Origin of the sequence: Stenotrophomonas sp. 169 (assembly GCF_014621775.1) — a bacterium.
Taxonomy (GTDB): Bacteria; Pseudomonadota; Gammaproteobacteria; order Xanthomonadales; family Xanthomonadaceae; genus Stenotrophomonas.
Genome location: NZ_CP061204.1, coordinates 362,853 through 382,727, shown reverse-complemented (window position 1 = coordinate 382,727; position 19,875 = coordinate 362,853). Strand labels below are relative to the sequence as shown.

At 68.1% G+C, this 19,875-nt stretch carries 17 protein-coding genes; 12 read left to right on the top strand and 5 right to left on the bottom strand.

The features are described 5' to 3' along the window. Window positions 1-3 precede the first annotated feature (3 nt). The 8 genes from pyrE (at window position 4) to ICJ04_RS01555 (ending at window position 9,940) form a co-directional block, all read left to right on the top strand. A complete protein-coding gene (gene pyrE, locus ICJ04_RS01590; protein ID WP_188325827.1) occupies window positions 4-663 on the top strand; it encodes an orotate phosphoribosyltransferase in 660 nt (219 codons plus the stop codon). Between the two features lie 23 nt (window positions 664-686). Beyond that, window positions 687-1,334, top strand: a complete 648-nt coding sequence (locus tag ICJ04_RS01585) for a hypothetical protein (RefSeq protein ID WP_188325826.1) — start codon at window positions 687-689, stop codon at window positions 1,332-1,334. Window positions 1,335-2,016: 682 nt separating this feature from the next. Next, window positions 2,017-2,109, top strand: a complete 93-nt coding sequence (locus ICJ04_RS01580) for a potassium-transporting ATPase subunit F (protein ID WP_188327166.1) — start codon at window positions 2,017-2,019, stop codon at window positions 2,107-2,109. 12 nt (window positions 2,110-2,121) lie between these two features. Next, window positions 2,122-3,822, top strand: a complete 1,701-nt coding sequence (gene kdpA, locus ICJ04_RS01575; RefSeq protein WP_188325825.1) for a potassium-transporting ATPase subunit KdpA — start codon at window positions 2,122-2,124, stop codon at window positions 3,820-3,822. 4 nt (window positions 3,823-3,826) lie between these two features. Next, entirely contained in the window at window positions 3,827-5,881 is a 2,055-nt protein-coding gene (gene kdpB / locus ICJ04_RS01570; RefSeq protein WP_188325824.1) for a potassium-transporting ATPase subunit KdpB, read from the top strand. Beyond that, window positions 5,878-6,543 carry a potassium-transporting ATPase subunit KdpC gene (kdpC, locus tag ICJ04_RS01565; protein ID WP_188325823.1) on the top strand — a complete coding sequence of 222 codons (666 nt, stop codon included), beginning with the start codon at window positions 5,878-5,880 and terminating at the stop codon, window positions 6,541-6,543. The genes kdpB and kdpC overlap by 4 nt, the downstream gene beginning before the upstream one ends. Before the next feature lie 36 nt (window positions 6,544-6,579). Then, on the top strand, window positions 6,580-9,240 hold the full coding sequence (locus ICJ04_RS01560) for a sensor histidine kinase KdpD (RefSeq protein WP_188325822.1): 2,661 nt from the start codon (window positions 6,580-6,582) through the stop codon (window positions 9,238-9,240). Beyond that, a complete protein-coding gene (locus ICJ04_RS01555; protein WP_188325821.1) occupies window positions 9,224-9,940 on the top strand; it encodes a response regulator transcription factor in 717 nt (238 codons plus the stop codon). Before ICJ04_RS01560 ends, ICJ04_RS01555 begins: the two co-directional genes overlap by 17 nt. Window positions 9,941-9,988: 48 nt before the next feature. Here the strand turns inward: ICJ04_RS01555 and ICJ04_RS01550 are convergent, their stop codons facing one another. Genes ICJ04_RS01550 through coaBC form a run of 3 tightly spaced genes read right to left on the bottom strand, consistent with a single transcriptional unit; the run spans window position 9,989 to window position 14,092 of the window. Continuing rightward, on the bottom strand, window positions 9,989-12,325 hold the full coding sequence (locus tag ICJ04_RS01550; protein ID WP_188325820.1) for a phosphomannomutase/phosphoglucomutase: 2,337 nt from the start codon (window positions 12,323-12,325) through the stop codon (window positions 9,989-9,991). A gap of 16 nt (window positions 12,326-12,341) precedes the next feature. Further along, the gene (gene dut, locus ICJ04_RS01545) at window positions 12,342-12,830 is read right to left on the bottom strand and encodes a dUTP diphosphatase (protein ID WP_188325819.1); all 489 of its coding nucleotides are present in this window, start codon (window positions 12,828-12,830) and stop codon (window positions 12,342-12,344) included. Then, on the bottom strand, window positions 12,827-14,092 hold the full coding sequence (gene coaBC / locus ICJ04_RS01540; protein ID WP_188325818.1) for a bifunctional phosphopantothenoylcysteine decarboxylase/phosphopantothenate--cysteine ligase CoaBC: 1,266 nt from the start codon (window positions 14,090-14,092) through the stop codon (window positions 12,827-12,829). The genes dut and coaBC overlap by 4 nt, the downstream gene beginning before the upstream one ends. Before the next feature lie 186 nt (window positions 14,093-14,278). Here coaBC and ICJ04_RS01535 point away from each other — a divergent pair, with 186 nt between their 5' ends. The 4 genes from ICJ04_RS01535 (at window position 14,279) to ICJ04_RS01520 (ending at window position 18,424) form a co-directional block, all read left to right on the top strand. Continuing rightward, on the top strand, window positions 14,279-14,923 hold the full coding sequence (locus ICJ04_RS01535; protein ID WP_188325817.1) for a response regulator transcription factor: 645 nt from the start codon (window positions 14,279-14,281) through the stop codon (window positions 14,921-14,923). 58 nt (window positions 14,924-14,981) lie between these two features. Further along, a complete protein-coding gene (radC, locus tag ICJ04_RS01530; RefSeq protein ID WP_188325816.1) occupies window positions 14,982-15,686 on the top strand; it encodes a DNA repair protein RadC in 705 nt (234 codons plus the stop codon). Between the two features lie 162 nt (window positions 15,687-15,848). Next, a complete protein-coding gene (gene argS, locus ICJ04_RS01525; RefSeq protein ID WP_188325815.1) occupies window positions 15,849-17,537 on the top strand; it encodes an arginine--tRNA ligase in 1,689 nt (562 codons plus the stop codon). 20 nt (window positions 17,538-17,557) lie between these two features. Further along, entirely contained in the window at window positions 17,558-18,424 is an 867-nt protein-coding gene (locus tag ICJ04_RS01520; RefSeq protein WP_188325814.1) for an SPOR domain-containing protein, read from the top strand. Between the two features lie 65 nt (window positions 18,425-18,489). Here the strand turns inward: ICJ04_RS01520 and ICJ04_RS01515 are convergent, their stop codons facing one another. Together ICJ04_RS01515 and ICJ04_RS01510 are read right to left on the bottom strand one after the other, a co-directional pair. Further along, entirely contained in the window at window positions 18,490-19,242 is a 753-nt protein-coding gene (locus ICJ04_RS01515) for an SDR family NAD(P)-dependent oxidoreductase (protein ID WP_188325813.1), read from the bottom strand. 78 nt (window positions 19,243-19,320) lie between these two features. Further along, a complete protein-coding gene (locus ICJ04_RS01510; protein WP_188325812.1) occupies window positions 19,321-19,815 on the bottom strand; it encodes a hypothetical protein in 495 nt (164 codons plus the stop codon). Between the last annotated feature and the right edge of the window lie 60 nt (window positions 19,816-19,875).

The following is a 19,875-nucleotide window of genomic DNA, read 5'->3' as shown; positions in this document are numbered from 1 at the left end:
CAGATGAGCGACCATCGTCACCGTTTCCTGCAGTTGGCCCTGAGCGCCGACGCCCTGCGCTTCGGCCAGTTCACCCTGAAGTCCGGCCGCCTGAGCCCCTATTTTTTCAATGCCGGCCGATTTGATTCCGGCTCCAAGATGGCGCAGCTGGCGCTGTGTTACGCCGACGCCGTCGATGCGGTCGGCCTGAAGTACGACGTGGTGTTCGGCCCGGCCTACAAGGGCATTCCGCTGGCCACCGCGATGGCCTGCGAGCTGGCGCAGCGTGGCCGCGACCTGCCGTTGTCGTTCAACCGCAAGGAAGTGAAGGACCACGGCGAAGGCGGCCAGCTGATCGGCGCCGACATGACCGGAAAGCGGGTGCTGATCGTCGATGACGTCATCACCGCGGGCACCGCGATCCGTGAAGCGATGGCGATCATCCGTGCGGCGGGCGGCATTCCGGCCGGCATCGTGGTGGCACTGGATCGCCAGGAGATCGCCTCGGAAACCGACAAGCGCTCGGCCGCGCAGGCCGTGGCCGAAGAAGCCGGCATTCCGGTGATCGCCGTTGCGACGATGGCGGATCTGCTTGATTTCGCGTCCGGAAACCCGGAACTTGTCGGCTACCGGCAGCCGCTGGAGGACTATCGGTCCCGCTACGGCAGCCGTCCTACGCACTGAAACGGCCCAAGGGGGTGGTCGCCATGGTGAGGATTTCATCTCTGTTAGCGGTCGTGCTGCTGACCGTGCCTTGCGTGGCCAGCGCACAGGGCGCGGCAGATCCCAAGCCGAAGAAGCTGTATTGCTGGAACCAGGGCACTCAACGCATCTGCAGCGATGCCCTGCCCGCCGACGCGGTCAACAATGCGCGCGAAGAGTTCAGCGCCAGCAGCGGCCTGCGCAGCGGCCAGGTGCAGCGCGCGCTCAACGAGGATGAGCGCGCACAGGCCGCCGTGGCAGACGCGCAAGCGCGCCTGGATGAAATGGCGCGCGAGACCCGCCAACGTACCGAGCAGGCGATGCTGTCCACCTATGGCAGTGAAGCCGAACTGCGGCGGGTCTTCAGCGAACGCATCGGCATTCTCGAAAACAACATCAATACAGCGCGGTACAACGTCGCCAGCCTGCGCGATGCGCTGTTCACTGCACTGGCCAGCGCCGGCGACCAGGAACTGGCCGGCCGCCCCGTGGGCGACAAGCCCGCCGCCACCATCCGCCAGCGGCATGGGGAACTGATCGCACAGCAACGCATGCAGGCGACCTTCGAGCGCCAGCGCAAGGAGTTGGATGTGGAGATCGACGAGACGGTGCAGCGTTTCCGCCTGCTGAAAGGCGGTACGCCGGCGGCCTGAGGGCACACGGCTGCGACGTGCGTATTAGTGGTATGAGGCCGGGCGGTAGGCCTGTGCGGGGGACGGCAAAAACCGCATCCACGCGGGCCTCGTTTCGCGCCATCCATGGCGCTCAACGCCCCCGCCCAGCCCCACCGCCCGGCCCCTGACAGGTTCCGTGGCCGCCCGCCGCGTATGAAAAAAAGAAATGCGGTAGCGCCGACCCATGGTCGGCGAGCGCAGCGGGCCGTTGGCGGGAACATTCCGCCGACCATGGGTCGGCGCTACCGATGACAGCAATCCGTCGGGTGGAGGGAGCCCCTGAGTCAGGGGCGGCCGCGAAGCGGCGGGGTGTGGGTGCTGGTAAGACGGGGCCCATGGTTTGCGAAGCAAAGCGTGGGAGCGGCAGCGCGAATGCGATGACGTGGACCCGTCCCCCGACCAGCCCCACCGCCCGGCCCCAAGCTCATAACCCGCTGTCAGCGCCAGCCGCAGGGGGTATCACCCGTTCGCAGTATTTACGCTGACTTTATGCGGCCGCAGGGAGTGCGCCATGGAGGCTTTACGCGTGCCAGGCGGAGCATGACGTCCTGAGGTGGAGCGGTTCCACCAGGACGATCACTGTCATGTCATCGACTTCGCGTTGCACCGCCGCCCACCCGGCCGGCGGCCCTTGCTGTTCCTGCCGGGCGGGGTGCTGACCATGCCCGGCTGGCTTTCCCTGCTGTGCGGCGTGCTGGTGCTGGTGGCGGCCGCGTACCTGCTCTACGTCGTGCTCCGGCCCGAATCCTTCTGACGGGCCCCTGACATGACCGAGATCTTCGTTCTGCTGGCCGCCAGCGTGCTGCTGGCTTGGCCGCTGGGCCTGTACCTGGCGCGGGTGATGCGGGGCGCCCCCATGCGCATCGACCCCCTGTTCCACTGGATTGAAAAACCGCTGTACCGCGTGCTCGGCGTCGACCCGGCGCGTGGCATGTCCTGGCGCGGTTACGTGGGGGCGTTCGTGCTCAGCAACCTCGTCATTGCCGTGCTGGTCTGGGCGGTGTTCATGACCCAGGCCTGGCTGCCGCTCAATCCCGATGGCATTGCCAACCTGCGGTGGGATACAGCGCTGCATACGATGGTGTCCTTCCTCACCAACACCAACCAGCAGCATTATTCGGGCCAGGCGCAGCTGTCCTATCTCTCGCAGATGACCGGTATCACCGGCCTGCAGGTGGTGACGCCGATGATGGGCCTGGCACTGGCGGTGGCCACGCTGCGCGCGATGTTCGCGCCGACACGGACGGACATGACCGACGATGGCGACCGCCGCATCGATGTCGGCAACTACTACCGCGACGTGCTGCGCCTGTGCGTGCGTTTCATGCTGCCGCTGTGCCTGCTGTGGACCGTGCTGCTGGCGAGCCAGGGCGTGCCGTCCACGTTCGCGTCAGGCCCGCAGGCCACGCCGATGGACGCGAGCGCTGGCATGGAAACGCAGAAGATCCCGCTGGGCCCGGTCGCCGCGATGGTCGCCGCCAAGCAGCTCGGCGCCAACGGCGGCGGCTGGTATGGGCCGAACAGCTCGTTTCCCTTGGAGAACCCGACGCCGCTGTCCAACGCACTGGAGCTGGTCGGTATCCTGCTGATCCCCATCGCGATCATCTTCATGATCGGCGCCTTCACCGGACGCCGCCGCTTCGGCTGGCTGGTACTGGGCTGCATGGCCAGCATGTCCACGGTCTCCATCGCGGCCACCGTCTGGCTGGAAGGCCACTCCCCCACCGCCGCCAGCGCCCTGCTGATGGAAGGCAAGGAAGTACGGCTGGGCAGTGACGCCACGGCGCTGTGGGCGGCCGTCACCACCCAGGTGTCGAACGGTTCGGTCAACGGCATGCTCGACTCGATGAGTCCGCTGGCCAGTGCGGTGTCGCTGGTCAACATGCTGGTCAGTGCCATCTGGGGCGGCCTCGGCTGCGGCCTGCAGCAGTTCATCGTCTACCTGCTGCTGGGCGTGTTCCTGGCCGGCCTGATGACCGGCCGTACGCCGGAGCTGTTCGGTCGCAAGCTGGAAACACCGCAGATCCGCCTGCTCGCGCTGCTGGTCCTGCTGCAGCCGATCACTCTGCTGGTGCTTACCGCGATCACCTTGGCCGTACCGGGGTTGTCCGGCACGTCCAATCCCGGCTTCCATGGCATCAGCCAGGTGTTCTACGAGTACGCCTCGGCCTACGCCAATAATGGCTCGGGTTTCGAGGGGCTGGGCGACAACACGCCGTGGTGGAACCTGACCTGCTCGCTGGTCCTGCTGCTGGGCCGCTTCCCGCTGCTGATCGTGCCGCTGGTGATCGCCGCACAGCTTGCCGCCAAGCGCCGGGCACCGGAGTCGCCGGGCACGCTGCAGATCGAAACCCCCACCTTCGCGCTGACCCTGCTCAGCGTGATCGTCATCCTGACCGTCCTGCAGTTCCTGCCGGTTCTGGTGCTCGGCCCGGTGGCCGATCACCTCAGCCTTGGCCTGCATTGAGGCAATGCCCATGAACCCTGTCGCTCCTTCTTCCCTGCCGCGTCGCCCTGCCCTGCTGGATGCCGCCGGGCTGCGCCACGCGCTGCTGGAATCCGTCCGCAAGCTCTCCCCCCGGCACCTGATGCACAGCCCGGTGATGGCCGTGGTGCTGGCCGGCACCCTGCTCGCGCTGGTCATCACGCTGAGCGGCAATGCACCGCTCGGCTTCGGCCTGGCGGTGAGTGCGATCCTGCTGCTCACCGTGCTGTTCGGCAACTTCGCCGAGGCGGTGGCCGAAGCACGTGGCCGAGGCCAGGCCGCCTCCCTGCGACGCGCCCGTCAGGATCTGGTCGCGCGACGCCTGTGCTCGGCGCACCCTGATGCGCAGCAGGAACAGGTCGCCGCTGCCGAACTGCGCCCGGGTGACCACGTGCTGGTCAGCGAGGGCGAGCTGGTGCCGGCCGATGGTGAAATCGTCCAAGGCCTGGCCACCATCAACGAAGCCGCCGTCACCGGCGAATCGGCGCCGGTGCTGCGTGAAGCCGGCACCGATCGGTCCGGGGTGATCGGCGGCACCAAGGTCCTGTCGGACCAGATCGTGGTGCGCATCACCGCCGAACCCGGCCACAGTTTCCTGGATCGGATGATCGCGCTGGTGGAAGGGGCCAACCGGCAGAAAACACCGAACGAAGTGGCGCTGACCCTGCTGCTGGCCGCGATGACGCTGACCTTCCTGGTGGTGGTGGCGACCCTGCCGGCGATCGGTGCATCGGTGGGCGTACGCGTGGATCCCTTGTTGCTGGTTGCGCTGCTGGTCTGCCTGATCCCGACCACCATCGGCGGACTGCTGCCGGCCATCGGCATCGCGGGCATGAACCGGGCACTGTCCGCCAACATCCTGGCCAAGTCGGGCAAGGCCGTGGAAGTGGCCGGCGACATTGATGTGCTGCTGCTGGACAAGACCGGCACCATCACCCATGGCGACCGGCAGGCGACCGCGTTCCATCCGTTGGCGGGCGTGGATGTGTCACAGCTGCGCGAGGCGGCCCTGCTGTCATCGCTGGCCGACCCCACGCCGGAGGGTAAATCCATCGTGCGCCTGGGGCGCGAACAGGGCTGCCGCCACGCAGAGCCCGAACAGGCCCATTACCTCGCTTTCAGCGCACAGACACGGATGTCCGGCGTCGACCTGGGGACGTCCAGAAGCATCCGCAAAGGCGCCGCCGACGCCATCCGGGCGCACGTGCAGGCGCTGGGCGGCGAGGTGCCGGCCGAACTGATCGGACGCGTGGAACAGGTTGCGCGCAAGGGCGCCACACCGCTGGTGGTGGCCGAAGGTCGCCATGTGCTGGGCGTGGTCGAACTGTCCGACGTGGTCAAGCACGGCATGCGCGAGAAATTCGCCCAGCTGCGGGCGATGGGCATCCGCACGGTGATGATCACCGGCGACAACCCGCTTACCGCCGCCGCGATCGCGGCCGAGGCCGGCGTGGACGACTACATCGCCGAGGCCCGTCCCGAAGACAAGCTGGCGCGCATCCGCCAGGAGCAGGCCGGCGGCCGGTTGGTGGCGATGGTCGGCGATGGCACCAACGATGCGCCCGCGCTGGCGCAGGCCGACATCGGCCTGGCGATGAACTCCGGCACGCAGGCCGCCAAGGAGGCCGGCAACATGGTCGACCTGGATTCGGATCCGGCCAAGCTGCTGGCCGTGGTCGAAATCGGCAAGCAGCAGCTGATCACCCGCGGTGCGCTGACCACGTTCTCGCTGGCCAACGACATCTCCAAATACTTCGCCATCCTGCGGGCGCTGTTCGCCGCGACCGTGCCTGCGATGGCGTCGTTGAACGTGATGGGCCTGTCCAGTCCACGCAACGCGGTGCTCGCCGCATTGATCTTCAATGCGCTGGTGATCCCTGCCCTGATTCCGTTGGCATTGCGCGGCGTCCGCTTCCGTCCGGCCACGGCCACGATGTTGCTGCGGCGGAACATGCTGGTGTACGGGCTCGGTGGCGTGCTGCTGCCGTTCGTGGCGATCAAGGCGATCGACTTCCTCCTGATGATGGTGATTGGCGCATGAATCGTTCGATGATGACCCCCGCAGAGACCACCGCACCGGCGCGCGCACATGCCCGGGCTGCGGCCGAGCGCGAAGCGAGACTGCAGCATGACGCCCCTTGGCGCCCCGCCGTGGTGCTGGGGCTGGGCAGCCTGCTGCTGGCCGGCGCGCTTTACGCCGGCGTCGGCACGGGGCTGGCACGGCTGGCCTTTCCGGCGCAGTCCGACGGCAGCCTGCTGCACGACGCGCAGGGCAGGGTGCGCGGTTCAGCGCTGCTGGCACAGCCTTTCGTCGGCGATGGCTGGTTCCAGACACGTCCGTCCGCGGCCAGCCACGATCCGATGGCGGCGGCCGGGTCCAACATGGCGCGCAGTAATCCCGCACTGGCTGCCCGCGTTGCCGAAGCCACCGCCGCTGTGGCTACGCGCGAAGGCATCCCCGCGGCGCAGGTGCCGGCTGATCTGGTGACCCAGTCTGGCAGCGGTCTGGATCCGGATCTCTCGCCGGCCGCCGTGCAGGTGCAGGTGGCCCGCGTGGCGCATGCGCGTGGGCTGTCCCCTGCCGCCGTACAGGCGCTGGTCGATGCGCAGGTGCAGGCGCCGCGCTGGGGCGTGTTCGGCCAACCTCGGATCAACGTGATGCGGCTCAACCAGTCCGTGCAGGCGGCCGCGCATGCACGGTGATGTCGTGGCGCACCGTGCTGGCGCACAATCAGCACCATGACCGATTCCCGCAGCCGCCAGGCCGATGCCCTCATCGAAGGACTGCAGCGCGATGCCGGGGGCAGGCTGACCGTGTTCCTCGGCGCGGCACCGGGCGTGGGCAAGACTTTCAGCATGCTCACGCGTGCGCAGGAACAGCTGCGGCGTGGCGTGGACCTGGTGGCGGGCGTCGTGGAAACCCATGGCCGCGCCGAGACCGCCGCGCTGCTGCACGGCGTGCCCACGCTGCCGCAGCGGCAGCTGACCTACCGCGACCGGACGCTGCAGGAAATGGACCTGGACGCCATCGTGCAGCGCGCGCCCGCGCTGGTGCTGGTGGACGAACTGGCCCATCGCAATGCACCGGGCAGCCGCCATGAACGTCGATGGCAGGATGTGCTGGAGCTGCTGGATGCCGGCATCGATGTGTGGACCACGGTCAACATCCAGCATCTGGAAAGCCTCAATGACGTCGTCCTGCGCATCACCGGCATCCGGGTCACCGAAACCGTGCCCGATGTCGTGCTGGATCGACTGCACGACATCGTGCTGGTCGACCTGCCGCCGCGCGAACTGATCGCACGCCTGCAGCAGGGAAAGGTCTACATACCGGAACAGGCCTCGCAGGCACTGCAGTCTTTTTTCTCCACCGCCAACCTGACCGCGCTGCGCGAACTGGCGATGCAGGAAGCGGCCGACCGCGTCGACAGCAGCCTGCGCGAGGTCCGCGCCGCGGGCGGGGAGGCGGCCTTGCCGTTGCGCCGACGCGTGCTGGTGGCGATCGATGGGGCTGGGCAGAGCGAGTATCTGGTCCGCGTGGCACGGCGCATCGCCGAGCGCCGCGATGCGCCGTGGACCGTGGTCACCGTGCAACGACGGCGCGCCGACGAAGCGACCCAGCGTGAGATCGACGCGGCGTTCGCGCTCGCACGCCGGCTGGGGGCGGACGCTGAACTGCTGCACGGCGCCAGCGTGGCTGACGCGTTGCTGGACCATGCCGCTCAGAACAACGTATCGACGCTGCTGCTGGGGCGTACGCGCGAACGTCCACTGGCCCGGATGCTCAACCGGACGCTCACCCAGCAGCTGATCCAGCATGGCGCGCACTACGAGATCACCATCATCAGCACGCCGCGTGCGCGCGCCAGGTCGCGGCGTGATCGCCAGCTGTCGCCCTCACCGGGCCAAGGCATGGAAATGCTGCAGGCGCTGGTCGCGTGCACCCTGGCCTGCGCGGTGGCGTGGGTCGCCGAACGCTGGGTGGGCATGGCGGATCTGTCGATGGTGTTCATCGTCGCGGTGGTGCTGGTCGCCGCCCGTACCCGCGCGAGCGCTGCGGTGCTCGCCGCCGGCCTGTGCTTCCTGGCGTACAACTTCCTGTTCATCGCACCGCGCTTCACCTTCGCCATCAGCGCGCGGCAAGGCGTGATCACTGTCTTTCTGTTCCTGGCTGCGGCGCTGGTGGCGGGCCGCCTTGCGTCACGCCTGCGCATGCAGGTGGTCGCGTTGCGCGCTGCCAACCGGCATGCACATGCCCGCCAGCAGCTGGGCCTGCAGCTCACCCGCGCCGCCAGCAATGAAGCGGTGGCCAGCGCCGGACGGCAAGCCCTGGAGCAGGCCTTGGAGGCACCGGCATGGCTTCGTATCGGCAGCGACGTGGCCCGCAGTGGCAGCGCCGTGCCGGGCGATACGGACCTGGCCGCCGCCGACTGGTCGCAGCGCCAAGGGCAGGCCAGCGGCCGTTTCACCGATACCTTGGCCGGCGCACGGTGGTGGTGCCTCCCCCTGCTGGATGGCGACGCACGCTGCATCGGCGTGGCGGCGCTGTGCTTTCCGCAGGGACTGGCCCGGTTGGCACCGGAACAACGGCAGCTGGCGATGGCGATGGTGGATGACATTGCCCAGGCCGCGCTGCGTACGCGCCTGGTGGCCGAGCTGGAACAGGCCCACGTCAGCAACGAGACCGAACGACTGCGCTCGGCGCTGTTGTCATCGGTCTCCCATGACCTGCGTTCGCCGCTTGCCGCAATGATCGGGTCGGCCGACAGCCTGGCCAGCTATGGCGAGGCAATGGATGGCAGCGACCGCCGTGCGCTGCTGGACACCATCATGCTGGAAGGCGAACGCCTGGACCGCTACATCCAGAACCTGCTGGACATGACCCGGCTCGGCCATGACGGGCTGACGATCAACCGCGACTGGATCGGCGTGGACGAGCTGGTCGGCTCGGCCGCACGACGGCTGCAGCGTTACCAGCCGACGGTGCAATTGGTACTGGACATCCCGCCGTCACTTGCCCCCATCTGGGTGCATCCTGCACTGGTCGAACAGGCCCTGTTCAACGTGATGGAGAACGCCGCGAAGTTTTCCCCGCCGGGCGCGCCGGTGACGGTCAGCGCGCGGTTGCAGGGCGCCACGCTGGTGGTCGACGTGCTCGACCATGGGCCCGGCATCCCGGCCGATGAGCGGGCCCGCATCTTCGATATGTTCTACAGCGTGGAACGCGGTGATCGCGGCCGCCACGGCACCGGGCTGGGCCTGGCCATCTGCCAGGGCATGATCGGCGCACATGGAGGCAGCGTGCAGGCGCTGGCAGGACAGGACGGACGCGGTACGCTGATACGGATTTCGCTGCCTCTGCTCACCCCTGCCGGTCACCCCGATGCCGCTGCCGCCTGACACCGCTCCCTCCATCCCCCCCGCCTGCGTGCTGGTCATCGACGATGAAGCGCAGATCCGCCGCTTCCTGGATATCAGCCTGCGTGCGCAGGGCTACCGGGTGGTGCAGGCCGCCAGCGGCCAGGAAGGGCTGGAACGACTGGTCGCGGAGCACGTGGACCTGGTGATCCTGGATATCGGCCTGCCGGACCGGGAAGGGCACGAGGTGCTGGCCGACCTCCGGCAGTGGAGCCAGGTGCCGGTGATCATGCTGACGGTCCGCGCAGGCGAAGCAGAAAAGGTGCGTGCGCTGGATGCCGGGGCCAATGACTACGTGACCAAGCCGTTTGGCACGCAGGAGCTGATGGCACGCGTACGGATGCTGCTGCGCACGCGCGCGTTGCCGCTCGACGGGCAGCCGCCGGTGTTCGACGATGGGCATCTGCGCATCGACCTGGTGCGCCGCGAGGTGGCGCTGGAGGGGATGCCCGTCACCCTGACGCGCAAGGAGTACGCCCTGTTGTCGCTGCTGCTGGTGAATGCCGGCCGGGTGGTGACGCAGCCGCAGATCCTGAAGGACATCTGGGGGCCGACCCACCAGCACGATACGCATTACCTGCGGATCCTGGTCGGCAAGCTTCGGCAGAAGCTGGGCGATTCCGCGCTGCACTCGCGCTATCTGTTCACCGAACCGGGCGTGGGATTGCGGTTCAAGGGGTAGGAGCCGCTGCGCTCGCCGACCATGGGTCGGCGCTACCGAAGCAGGGCGCTACCAGGTACCGAGGTCCTGGTCACCCAGCAGGGGCTGCAGCTGTGCGCGGAACTGGCCCTTGATGCGCTCCAGTGCCGCATCGGTGTCGGCCTCGAAACGCAGCACCAGCACCGGGGTGGTGTTGGACGCGCGCACCAGGCCCCATCCGTCGGCGAAGTCGACACGCAGACCGTCGATCGTGGAGATGCGGCCGCCGACAAACGGGTTCTCCGGCGCCTGCGCCGCACTGACCACCAGCGATACGAGCGCGTGCGGCGTGCCATCGGCAACGGGCACCTTGATCTCCGGCGTGGAGAGGCTCTGCGGCAGTTCCTCCAGCACCTCCTGCGGCGTCTCCTCGCGCAGGGCAAGGATCTCCAGCAGGCGCGCGGCGGCATACAGGCCATCGTCGAAGCCGAACCAGCGCTCGCGGAAGAAGAAGTGGCCGCTCATCTCGCCGGCCAGCTCCGCATCCGTCTCGGCCATCCGTGCCTTGATCAGCGAATGTCCGGTCTTCCACATCATCGGGCTGCCGCCATGGCGCAGCACGAAGTCGGCCAGCTTGCCGGTGCACTTCACGTCATAGATCACCATCGCACCCGGATTGCGCAGCAGCACGTCTGCGGCGAAGAGCATCAGCAGGCGGTCGGCGAAGATGATCGTGCCGTCCGGCGTGACCACGCCAAGGCGATCACCATCACCGTCGAAGGCGATACCCAGGTCCGCACCGAAACGCTTCACCGTCTGCACGAGGTCCTGCAGGTTTTCCGGCACGCTTGGATCGGGATGGTGGTTGGGGAAGGTGCCATCCACATCGCAGTACAGCGGGATGACTTCCGCACCGATGGCTTCCAGCAGCGGCTGCACCAGGGCACCGGCCACGCCGTTGCCCGCATCGGCCACGACCTTCAAGGGCCGTTCCAGCTGCACGTCGTCGGCGATGCGCCGCACGTACTCATCGTTCACTTCGCGCTGCTGGTAGTTGCCGGGCGTCGCGGCCTGGGTCAAGCGGCCCTCGACGATGCGCGTATACAGCGCGGTGACCGCGTCGCCGGACAAGGTCTGGCCCGCGATGACGATCTTGAAGCCGTTGTACTCCGGCGGATTGTGGCTGCCGGTCACCGCGACGCAGCTGCCGGTACGCAGGTGATGGCTGGCGAAGTACACCACCGGGGTGGGTGCCAGGCCGATGTCGATGACATCGCAGCCCGCGCGGCGAAGCCCTTCGGCCAGGCCGGCGGCAAGTTCCGGGCCCGACAGGCGACCATCACGACCGATCACGACTTCGCGCAGGCCCTGCTCCACCACTTCACTGCCGATGGCCTGGCCGATCAGCGCGGCCACCTTGGGGCTCAGCTCATCACCGACCACGCCACGGATGTCGTACGCACGGAAGATGCCTGCCGCCAGCGTAGCGGCGGCGGCCGGCGGCGCGACGGGCCTGCTGTCATCCAGCGCGGGCGCGTCTGCTTCGGTGTCGACGGCGGTCTGCGCCAGGCTTTCGCGCAGGGTCAACCCGTGTTCTTCGGCCGCGGTGCGCGATGTGCGCGAAGGCAATGGCAGGCGCGACTTGCCCACCACCACCAGCACGGCAACCAGCACCAGCAACAGGGCCACGATGGAACAGCCGAGCGGCCCCAGTCCCAGCGGACCGGCCTCGATGGAGGGCACCCCGGCGGCCAGCCGCAGGCTGCTGCCCTTGATCGGGCGCGCCAGCACTTCACCGCTGTCGGCAAGCGCTGGGTTACCGCGCTCGAGCACGTTGAAACTTCCCTGGCGCAGCGCGAGGTAGCCGCTTTCCGGCGCCTGCACGGCATCCAGCGGTCCGGTGAGCTGCATCAGCGGCTGTTGTACGTAGACCACGGCAGCGTCTTCCGGGCCAAGCGGGACACGCGCGGCCAATCCGAACCGCGCGCCCTCTTTTGCACGCACCACCCGGGCAACCGGCGCCTCCGCGCCCAGCGCGGCCTCCAGCAAGGCGAGACGCGCGTACCCAAAGGCCGGCGGATCTGCGTAGGCGCTGTCCAGCGTGCCATTCCACACCTGCACGTCTTCGACGCCGGTCCAGCTTTCACGCAATGCCGTTGCCGCAGCGGTCGTGTCGCCGGCCTGCAGTGCCTGCTGCACCCGCGGCGCCTGCAACTGCCTGGCGAACTGCTGCACCTGACCGTCCAGCGCTTGTTGCAGTCCCTGCACGGCGGTATCGCGCGCCTGTTCCAGCTGCGTGCCGGTATGCGTCTGCCGCCATTGTTGCGCGGCACTCCAACCGAACCACCCGGCCAACAACAGCAGCAACACCGCCAACAACGGTCCCGTGCGCCCGCCTGCCGCTACTCCCTTCCCCTTGCCGATCATCCTGTCCCCCGAGAGTTCAGCGCACTCCGGTATGGCCGAATCCACCCGCGCCGCGCGTGCTGTCGCTGAAAGTATCCACTACCTGAAGGCCGACGCGCACGATCGGCAGCACGACCAATTGCGCGATCCGGTCACCGGGCTCGATGGTGAAGGCATCGCGGCCCCGGTTCCAGACGCTGATCAACAGCGGTCCCTGGTAATCGGCATCGATGAGGCCGGTCCCGTTGCCCAGCACGATGCCGTGGCGGTGGCCCAGCCCGGACCGTGGCAGGATCACCGCACACAGGTTCGGATCGGCTACATGGATGGACAGCCCGCTGGGCACCAGCGCGGTGTCACCCGGCTGCAGGGTCAGCGCGGTTTCCAGCGCCGCACGCAGGTCCATGCCGGCGCTGGCTTCGGTAGCGTAGGCCGGCAATGGCCAGCTGTCGCCGAAGCGCGGATCAAGCAACTTCACCTGCAAGGGCTGCAGGGACGGCGTGGCGGGACGGGATGCGGTGGTCATGCTTTGAGCCTTTGCGCGATGAGGGCGAGGAGGTGGGTGGCCAGTTCGGTCTTCGAGGTGGCCGGGAATACCTGCTCGCCGCCCTGCCAGTAGGCCGTGGCGGCGTTGTCGTCACTCTCGAACCCGCCCGTGCCCTGCCCCACCTGGTTGGCGATCACCAGATCCAGGCGCTTGTCGACCAGCTTGCCGCGCGCGTACTTCTCCACGTCGTGGGTTTCCGCAGCGAACCCGACCACCAGCTTCAACGACTGGGTCTGGGTGGCGACCTCGGCCAGGATGTCGGGCGTACGCACCAGGTCGATCACCAGTGACTGGCTGTCGGCGGTTTTTTTCAGCTTCTGCGGTGCTACGTGGCGCGGCGTGTAATCGGAAACGGCGGCCGCCCCGATGTAGATGTCGGCGGGCAGTGCGCCGAGCACCGCATCGCGCATCTGCGCCGCCGAACGCACGTCGATGCGCTGCACGCCTGCTGGCGTGGCCAGATGGACCGGCCCACTGACCAGCACCACGCTGGCGCCCAGCCGGGCGGCGGCGGCGGCGAGCGCATAGCCCATCTTGCCGCTGCTGCGGTTGCCGACGTAGCGGACCGGGTCGATGTCTTCATACGTCGGCCCGGCACTGATCACCACGCGCAGGCCTGCCAACTGGCTGCCGGCAACCGCTTGCTGCGTGTCCGCGTCAGCGCGTTCGGCGGCCACCAGCGCGGCCACGATGTCATCCGGCTCGGCCAGCCGGCCGGGACCGGACTCGCCTTCGGCCAGCGGACCGTCCACCGGCCCGACCACCTGCGCACCGCGCGCGCGCAGCAGCCCGATGTTCGCCTGCGTGGCCGGATGCAGCCACATGCGGTGGTTCATCGCCGGGCACACGGTGAGGGCTGCGGTACTGGCCAGGCACAGCGTGGTGACCAGATCGTCAGCATGCCCCTGCGCCAGCCGAGCCAGCAGGTCGGCGGTGGCGGGAGCGATCACGATGCGATCGGCCCAGCGCGCCAGCTCGATATGGCCCATCGCCTGTTCGGCCGCGCTGTCCCACAGGGTGGTCCGCGTGGGATGCCCGGACAGCGCCTGGAAACTCAGCGGCGTGACGAACTGCTGGGCACCCGCGGTCATCGCGACCTGCACCTGCGCACCTGCATCACGCAGCCGGCGCACCAGCTCCAGCGACTTGTAGGCCGCGATTCCGCCACCGACACACAGCAGCACCCGACGCCCTTGCAAAGGGCGCGGCGGTGCCGGGGAAGCCTTGGGTGAGTCAGCCACCGGAAAAATCCTATGCGCGCAAAGACATTAGCTTAGCCGAAAGCCCCGTAGACCCCCTATTTGAGGAGATATGACCGACGGATATAAGGACATGTATGGCAGCATCAAACGAAGCCGGATGTCGCCCCCGCCGCTTGCAACAAGCGGGCGTCTGTTATCGGTTCCGCACCAGCGCAGGACGTCTTTTTGTATATCCGGACCATCATCGCCGACGATCATCCGATCATCCTGTACGGTGCCCGCGTGGTCCTGCAGAACGCACAGATCGACGTGGTCGGCGAGGCGCCAGGCGGTGAAACGCTGCTCGCCCTGCTGTCCCGGCAGCCCTGCGACGTTGTCTTGACCGACCTGACCATGCCCGGCGAAGGGCTGGACGGACCCGAGCTGCTGGACCGCATCCGGACCGACCATCCCGACCTGCCGCTGGTGGTACTCACCGGCACCGCCAGCCCGAGCGTGCTGGCCATGCTGCTGGGAAGCGGCGTGCGCGGCGCGCTGGACAAGGCCGTCGACTTCGACGAACTGGCACAGGCGGTACGCACGGCCGCTTCCGGCCAAACCTATGTGTCGCAGCACCTGCGCTCCCATCTGGAAGCCCGCGACCTCGCCCACCGGACGCGCCCGGCCAGCCTGTCGCCCGGTGAATGCGAGGTGCTGGAGGGCCTGCGGGTGGGCCTGAGCATCAACGCCATCGCCCAGCGTCGTGGCCGCAGTCCGAAGACCGTCAGCCGGCAGAAGTCCGACGCGATGCGGAAGCTGGGGCTGACCGGCAACCATGAGCTGCATGCCTTCCTGCAGACTTGCCCGATCCGGGTCCCTGCCAAGGTCTGAAGCGGCGACACGCCGGTACCTGATGGGCCGCCGCCTGCGGTCACCGCACACTGCCGGCATGGCAATCCATGACTGGCCCCCCAATGAGCGCCCCCGCGAACGACTCCTGGCCAAAGGCCCCGGCGCGCTGTCCGAAGCCGAGCTGCTGGCCCTCTTCCTCGGCTCCGGCACCCGTGGCCAGGATGCGGTGCAGACCGCCCGCGCCCTGCTCGGCGCGCACGGACCACTGCGTCGCCTGCTGGACCTCCCCGCCGCCCAGCTGGCACGGCTGCCGGGACTGGGGCCGGCCCGCAGCTGCGCGCTGGTGGCCGGACTGGAGCTCGCCCAGCGTCATCTCGCCGCCCGTCTCGGCGAACGCGAGGTGGTCGGACATTCACCGGCGGTGGCAGCCCATTATCTGCAGCACCGGTTGCGCGGACGCCCCAACGAGGTGTTCGCGGCGCTGTTCATGGACAACCAGCACCGTCTGCTGGCCTATGAAGAACTGTTCCAGGGCACGATCAATGCGGCGTCGGTCCATCCGCGCGAGGTTGTCCGCCGCGCCATGGCCCACAACGCCGCAGCGGTGATCGTCAGCCACAATCATCCCTCCGGCCATGCGGAACCGTCCTCGGCCGACCATGACGCGACCCATGCGCTGCAGCAGGCGCTGGCGGTCATGGACATCCGCCTGCTGGACCATCTGGTCATCGGCGAAGGCCCCCCTGTGTCGTTTGCTGAACGCGGTTGGTTGTTGCCTGTCGCCGCCCGCACGCCCCGCTAGCGCCGGGCCAGGGCGGCCAGACCCGCCCACGCCACGGGGATCCACAGCGGTTGCGGCGGCCCCAGCTGAGCGGCACCACGCTGCGACGTACGGTTGCTGCCGCCGTGGGGGGACAGATCGGCTAAAATGGGGGATTCCGCCGCTCACTTCACAGCAGGCCTCGTGAAAAATCTCCTCCGCGCCCTGATCAGCCAAGGCATCGAAGCCCTGCGCGCCAATGGCACCCTGCCCGTCGACTCCCTGCCGCCGGAATTCGTGGTCGAACGCCCGAAGACCCGGGAACACGGCGACTTCGCCACCAATGCCGCGATGCTGCTGGCCAAGGCTGCGCGCAGCAATCCGCGCGCCATCGCCCAGGCGTTGGTAGAGGCGTTGCCGAACAGCACCGATGTCAGCAAGGTCGAGATCGCAGGCCCCGGCTTCATCAATTTCCACCTCGCGGCCAGCGCGTTCCAGCGCGAGGCCGTCAGCGTGATCAAGGAAGGTGTCGACTACGGTCGCAACCTGTCCGGCAATGGCCGTACGGTCGGCGTGGAGTATGTGTCCGCCAACCCGACCGGACCTTTGCACGTCGGCCACGGCCGTGCCGCCGCGATCGGTGACTGCGTTGCCCGCGTGCTGGATGCCAATGGCTGGAACGCCAAGCGCGAGTTCTATTACAACGATGCCGGCGTGCAGATCGAGAACCTCGCCCTGTCCACCCACGCACGGGTCAAGGGCATCAAGCCCGACGAGCCCGGCTGGCCGGAAGGCGGGTACCGCGGCGATTACATCCAGGACGTGGCCGACGCGTACATGCGCGGCGCCAGCGTCGACCTGGAAGGCACCATGGTGGTCGGCGCCAAGGATCCCGACGACATGGCGGCACTTCGTCGTTTCGCCGTGGCCTACCTGCGCAACGAGCAGAATCTCGACCTGGCCGCATTCGGCGTGGATTTCGACATCTATTTCCTGGAAAGCTCGCTGTACAACGACGGCAAAGTCGCCGAAGCGGTGCAGCGCCTGCAGGAGTCGGGACATACCTATGAGGAAGGCGGCGCGCTGTGGCTGCGCTCGACCGACTTCGGTGACGACAAGGACCGCGTGATGCGCAAGTCCGACGGCACCTTCACCTACTTCGTCCCGGACGTGGCCTATCACCTGACCAAGTGGCAGCGCGGCTACGAGCGCGCCATCACTGAACTGGGCGCAGACCATCACGGCTCGCTGTCGCGCGTTCGCGCCGGCCTGCAGGCAATGGGCGTGGGTATCCCGCAGGGCTGGCCCGAGTACGTGCTGCACCAGATGGTGACGGTGATGCGTGGCGGCGAAGAGGTGAAGCTGTCCAAGCGCGCCGGCAGCTACTTCACCCTGCGCGACCTGATCGAGGAAGCCGGCCGCGATGCGACCCGTTGGTTCCTGATCGCGCGCAAGCCGGACTCGCAGCTGACCTTCGACATCGATCTGGCGCGGCAGCAGAGCAACGACAATCCGGTGTTCTACGTGCAGTACGCCCATGCCCGCGTGTGCAGCCTGCTTCGCCAGGCGAACGAGAAGGGAATGGGGTATTCACAGGAGCAGGGACTGACCGCGCTGCGTACGCTGGACGACGAGTCGTCGCTGAACCTGATGAATGAAATCTCGCGGTATCCGGAGGTGGTGGAAGCCGCCGGCATTGCGCTGGAACCGCATCTGGTCGCGCAGTACCTGCGTGAATTGGCACACGCGTTCCACACGTGGTATCACGGGACGCCGGTGCTGGTGGAAGACGCCGCCGACCGCGATGCCAAGCTCACCCTCGCCTGCGCGACGCGCCAGGTGCTGAGCAATGGCCTCGAACTCCTGGGCGTGGGCGCCCCGGAAAAAATGTAAGCACTGGAGACGTAGTAGACATGGCAGCACGACGCGGCAAAAGTCAGGCACGGCGCAACAGCAGCCAGGGAACGCCGGGATGGGTGTGGCTGATCGCCGGCGTGGCGATTGCCGCGGTGGTGTTCCTGGCCGCACCGAATCTGTTCAAAGGCGATGCCGACGGCTTCCTGCGTGCGGGCCCGCGCCCGGACCCGAATGCGCAGCCGGCGCCGGTAGCCGAGGCCGAGGGCGACGTGGGTTCGCAGGTGGAAACGCCTGCGGCGGCGAAGCCGGCCGAGCCCGCCAAGCCCGCCGCGACGCAGTACGACTTCTACACGCTGCTGCCCGGCAAGGAAGTGGAGATGTCCGACGCGGAACTGGCTGCCAGCGCGCGTGCCGAAGACCAGCGTCGGGTGCGGACGGAAGCGCAGCGCGCGCAGGCGGCGCTGGAAGGCAAGCCGGTACCGCCCGCTGCGGCCCCCGCGCCGTCGTCCACGGCGGCAACGACCACGGCAGGCACGGCCACCGCGCCGGCCAGCACGGCCCTGCCCGCCCCATTGAATGAGCGTCCGGCGTCGCCCCCGCCGGCGGCCGCCACGCCGGTAGCCAGCGCGCCTGCTGCTGCCCCCAACGCAACGGCAGCACCCGCGCCGGCCATCGCCGCTGCGGAAAGCAACGTGCGCTACATCCTGCAGGCCGGCGCCTTCGGTGCGTCGGGTGATGCCGAAGCGACCAAGGCCAAGCTGGCCATGATCGGCCTGCCGGCCCGCGTGGAATCGGCCCAGATCAACGGCAAGACGGTCTATCGTGTACGGATGGGGCCTTACGGCACCGCCGGCGAGCTGTCAGAAGCCAAGCAGAAGGTAGACGGTACCGGCCTGCAGGCGATGGCGATCAAGGCACAGTAACCGGCCGCCCGGGATCGGATCCCTTTCGTCCAGCGAAAGGAATCCGATCCCTGCTGCGTTCGGGGTCAGCCTTCGCGGGCGACCTGGAACCCGGCGAAGGACTGGCTGACCGGCATCACTTCCAAGCGGTTGATGTTGAGGTGCGGCGGCAGGCTGGCCACCCAGAAGATCTGCTCGGCGATATCGTCGGCCGTCATCGGATTGGCTCCGGTATACAGCTTGTCCGACGCCGCCTGGTCGCCGTGCGTACGCACCACGGTGAACTCGGTCTCCGCCATGCCCGGTTCAATGGTGGTCACCCGCACGCCACTGCCGTGCAGGTCCGCGCGCAGGCCCAGCGAGAACTGGCTGACGAATGCTTTGGTGCCGCCGTAGGCATTGCCACCCGGATACGGGTAGACGCCGGCCACGGACGAAATATTGATGATGGCGCCCTTGCGCGCGACCAGTTGCGGCAGCAGGCGGTGGGTCAGCGTGACCAGCGCCGTGACATTGGTGTCGATCATCGTGCGCCAGTCTTCCAGACGGGCCAGCTGGGCAGGCGCGGTGCCCTGCGCCAGGCCCGCGTTGTTCACCAGCAGATCGATCTGCGCGAACGCCGGCGGCAACGCCGCGAGCGCGGCATCCATCGCCTCTGCATCGCGCACGTCGAATACGGCGGCGTGTACCCGGTCAGCCCCGTAGGTGTCCACCAGCGGCTGCAGTCGCTCGCTGCGACGGCCGGTCGCGATGACGTTCCAGCCCGCCTTGGCAAAGCGATGGACGGCAGCGGCACCGAAGCCGGAGGTGGCGCCGGTGATCAGGGCAGTACGGGTCATCTGGCAACTCCATGGGGTCAGGCGGACATTCTGTCACTGTCGGCCAGCGCCTGTGTTGCCGGATCGGTTGCGGTGCGCTCAGCGTACGCGGAACACGCGCGCCTTCGGCAGGTCCGGATCGACCTGCAGGAACCAGCGGCCGGCGATGCCGGGCACCACTTCGATCTGCGGATCCTGCACGGCATGTCGCAGGGTCATCCGGCCCTTCAACACCTGCCATTGCTGGCCGTTGTCCAGGGTGAACAGCGTGCCCGGCTCCCACCCGGCGATGGTGCCGGTGGCGCGTGCCTTGATGGGCCCCTCGTCCAGGCCGATATGCATGGGGGCAGGCCGTGGCGACGCATCCGCCGCCGACGGGACGCCGGCTCGGGCGACGTCCGGCACGGTCTGCGGATGCGCGGCTTCTGTGTCCTGCAGCAGCCGGTTCAGCGCATCAAGCTGCGCCGTGCTCAGTCCGATATCGGCCAGCTTCGTCGGGTCGACCCGCTGCTGCAGTGGCACGAAGGCAGGCTGCGCCCAGGCCGGAGATGCCAGCATCAGGGCCGCCAAGGCAAGGAAAAAGCGAGCGCGCATCGGGGGTCCTGCTGCAGAGGGTCACAGCGCGCACTGTGCTGCAGTTCCGTGACCGCCGGA

Bases quoted from the DNA above. Each gene is read 5' to 3' on its own strand.
- dut (WP_188325819.1), bottom strand. From the start codon at position 12,830: ATGACCACCGCATCCCGTCCCGCCACGCCGTCCCTGCAGCCCTTGCAG.
- kdpB (WP_188325824.1), top strand. From the start codon at position 3,827: ATGCCCATGAACCCTGTCGCTCCTTCTTCCCTGCCGCGTCGCCCTGCC.
- ICJ04_RS01510 (WP_188325812.1), bottom strand. From the start codon at position 19,815: ATGCGCGCTCGCTTTTTCCTTGCCTTGGCGGCCCTGATGCTGGCATCT.
- kdpC (WP_188325823.1), top strand. From the start codon at position 5,878: ATGAATCGTTCGATGATGACCCCCGCAGAGACCACCGCACCGGCGCGC.
- pyrE (WP_188325827.1), top strand. From the start codon at position 4: ATGAGCGACCATCGTCACCGTTTCCTGCAGTTGGCCCTGAGCGCCGAC.
- radC (WP_188325816.1), top strand. From the start codon at position 14,982: ATGGCAATCCATGACTGGCCCCCCAATGAGCGCCCCCGCGAACGACTC.
- ICJ04_RS01560 (WP_188325822.1), top strand. From the start codon at position 6,580: ATGACCGATTCCCGCAGCCGCCAGGCCGATGCCCTCATCGAAGGACTG.
- kdpA (WP_188325825.1), top strand. From the start codon at position 2,122: ATGACCGAGATCTTCGTTCTGCTGGCCGCCAGCGTGCTGCTGGCTTGG.
- ICJ04_RS01515 (WP_188325813.1), bottom strand. From the start codon at position 19,242: ATGACCCGTACTGCCCTGATCACCGGCGCCACCTCCGGCTTCGGTGCC.
- ICJ04_RS01555 (WP_188325821.1), top strand. From the start codon at position 9,224: ATGCCGCTGCCGCCTGACACCGCTCCCTCCATCCCCCCCGCCTGCGTG.
- ICJ04_RS01585 (WP_188325826.1), top strand. From the start codon at position 687: ATGGTGAGGATTTCATCTCTGTTAGCGGTCGTGCTGCTGACCGTGCCT.
- ICJ04_RS01520 (WP_188325814.1), top strand. From the start codon at position 17,558: ATGGCAGCACGACGCGGCAAAAGTCAGGCACGGCGCAACAGCAGCCAG.
- ICJ04_RS01550 (WP_188325820.1), bottom strand. From the start codon at position 12,325: ATGATCGGCAAGGGGAAGGGAGTAGCGGCAGGCGGGCGCACGGGACCG.
- ICJ04_RS01580 (WP_188327166.1), top strand. From the start codon at position 2,017: ATGCCCGGCTGGCTTTCCCTGCTGTGCGGCGTGCTGGTGCTGGTGGCG.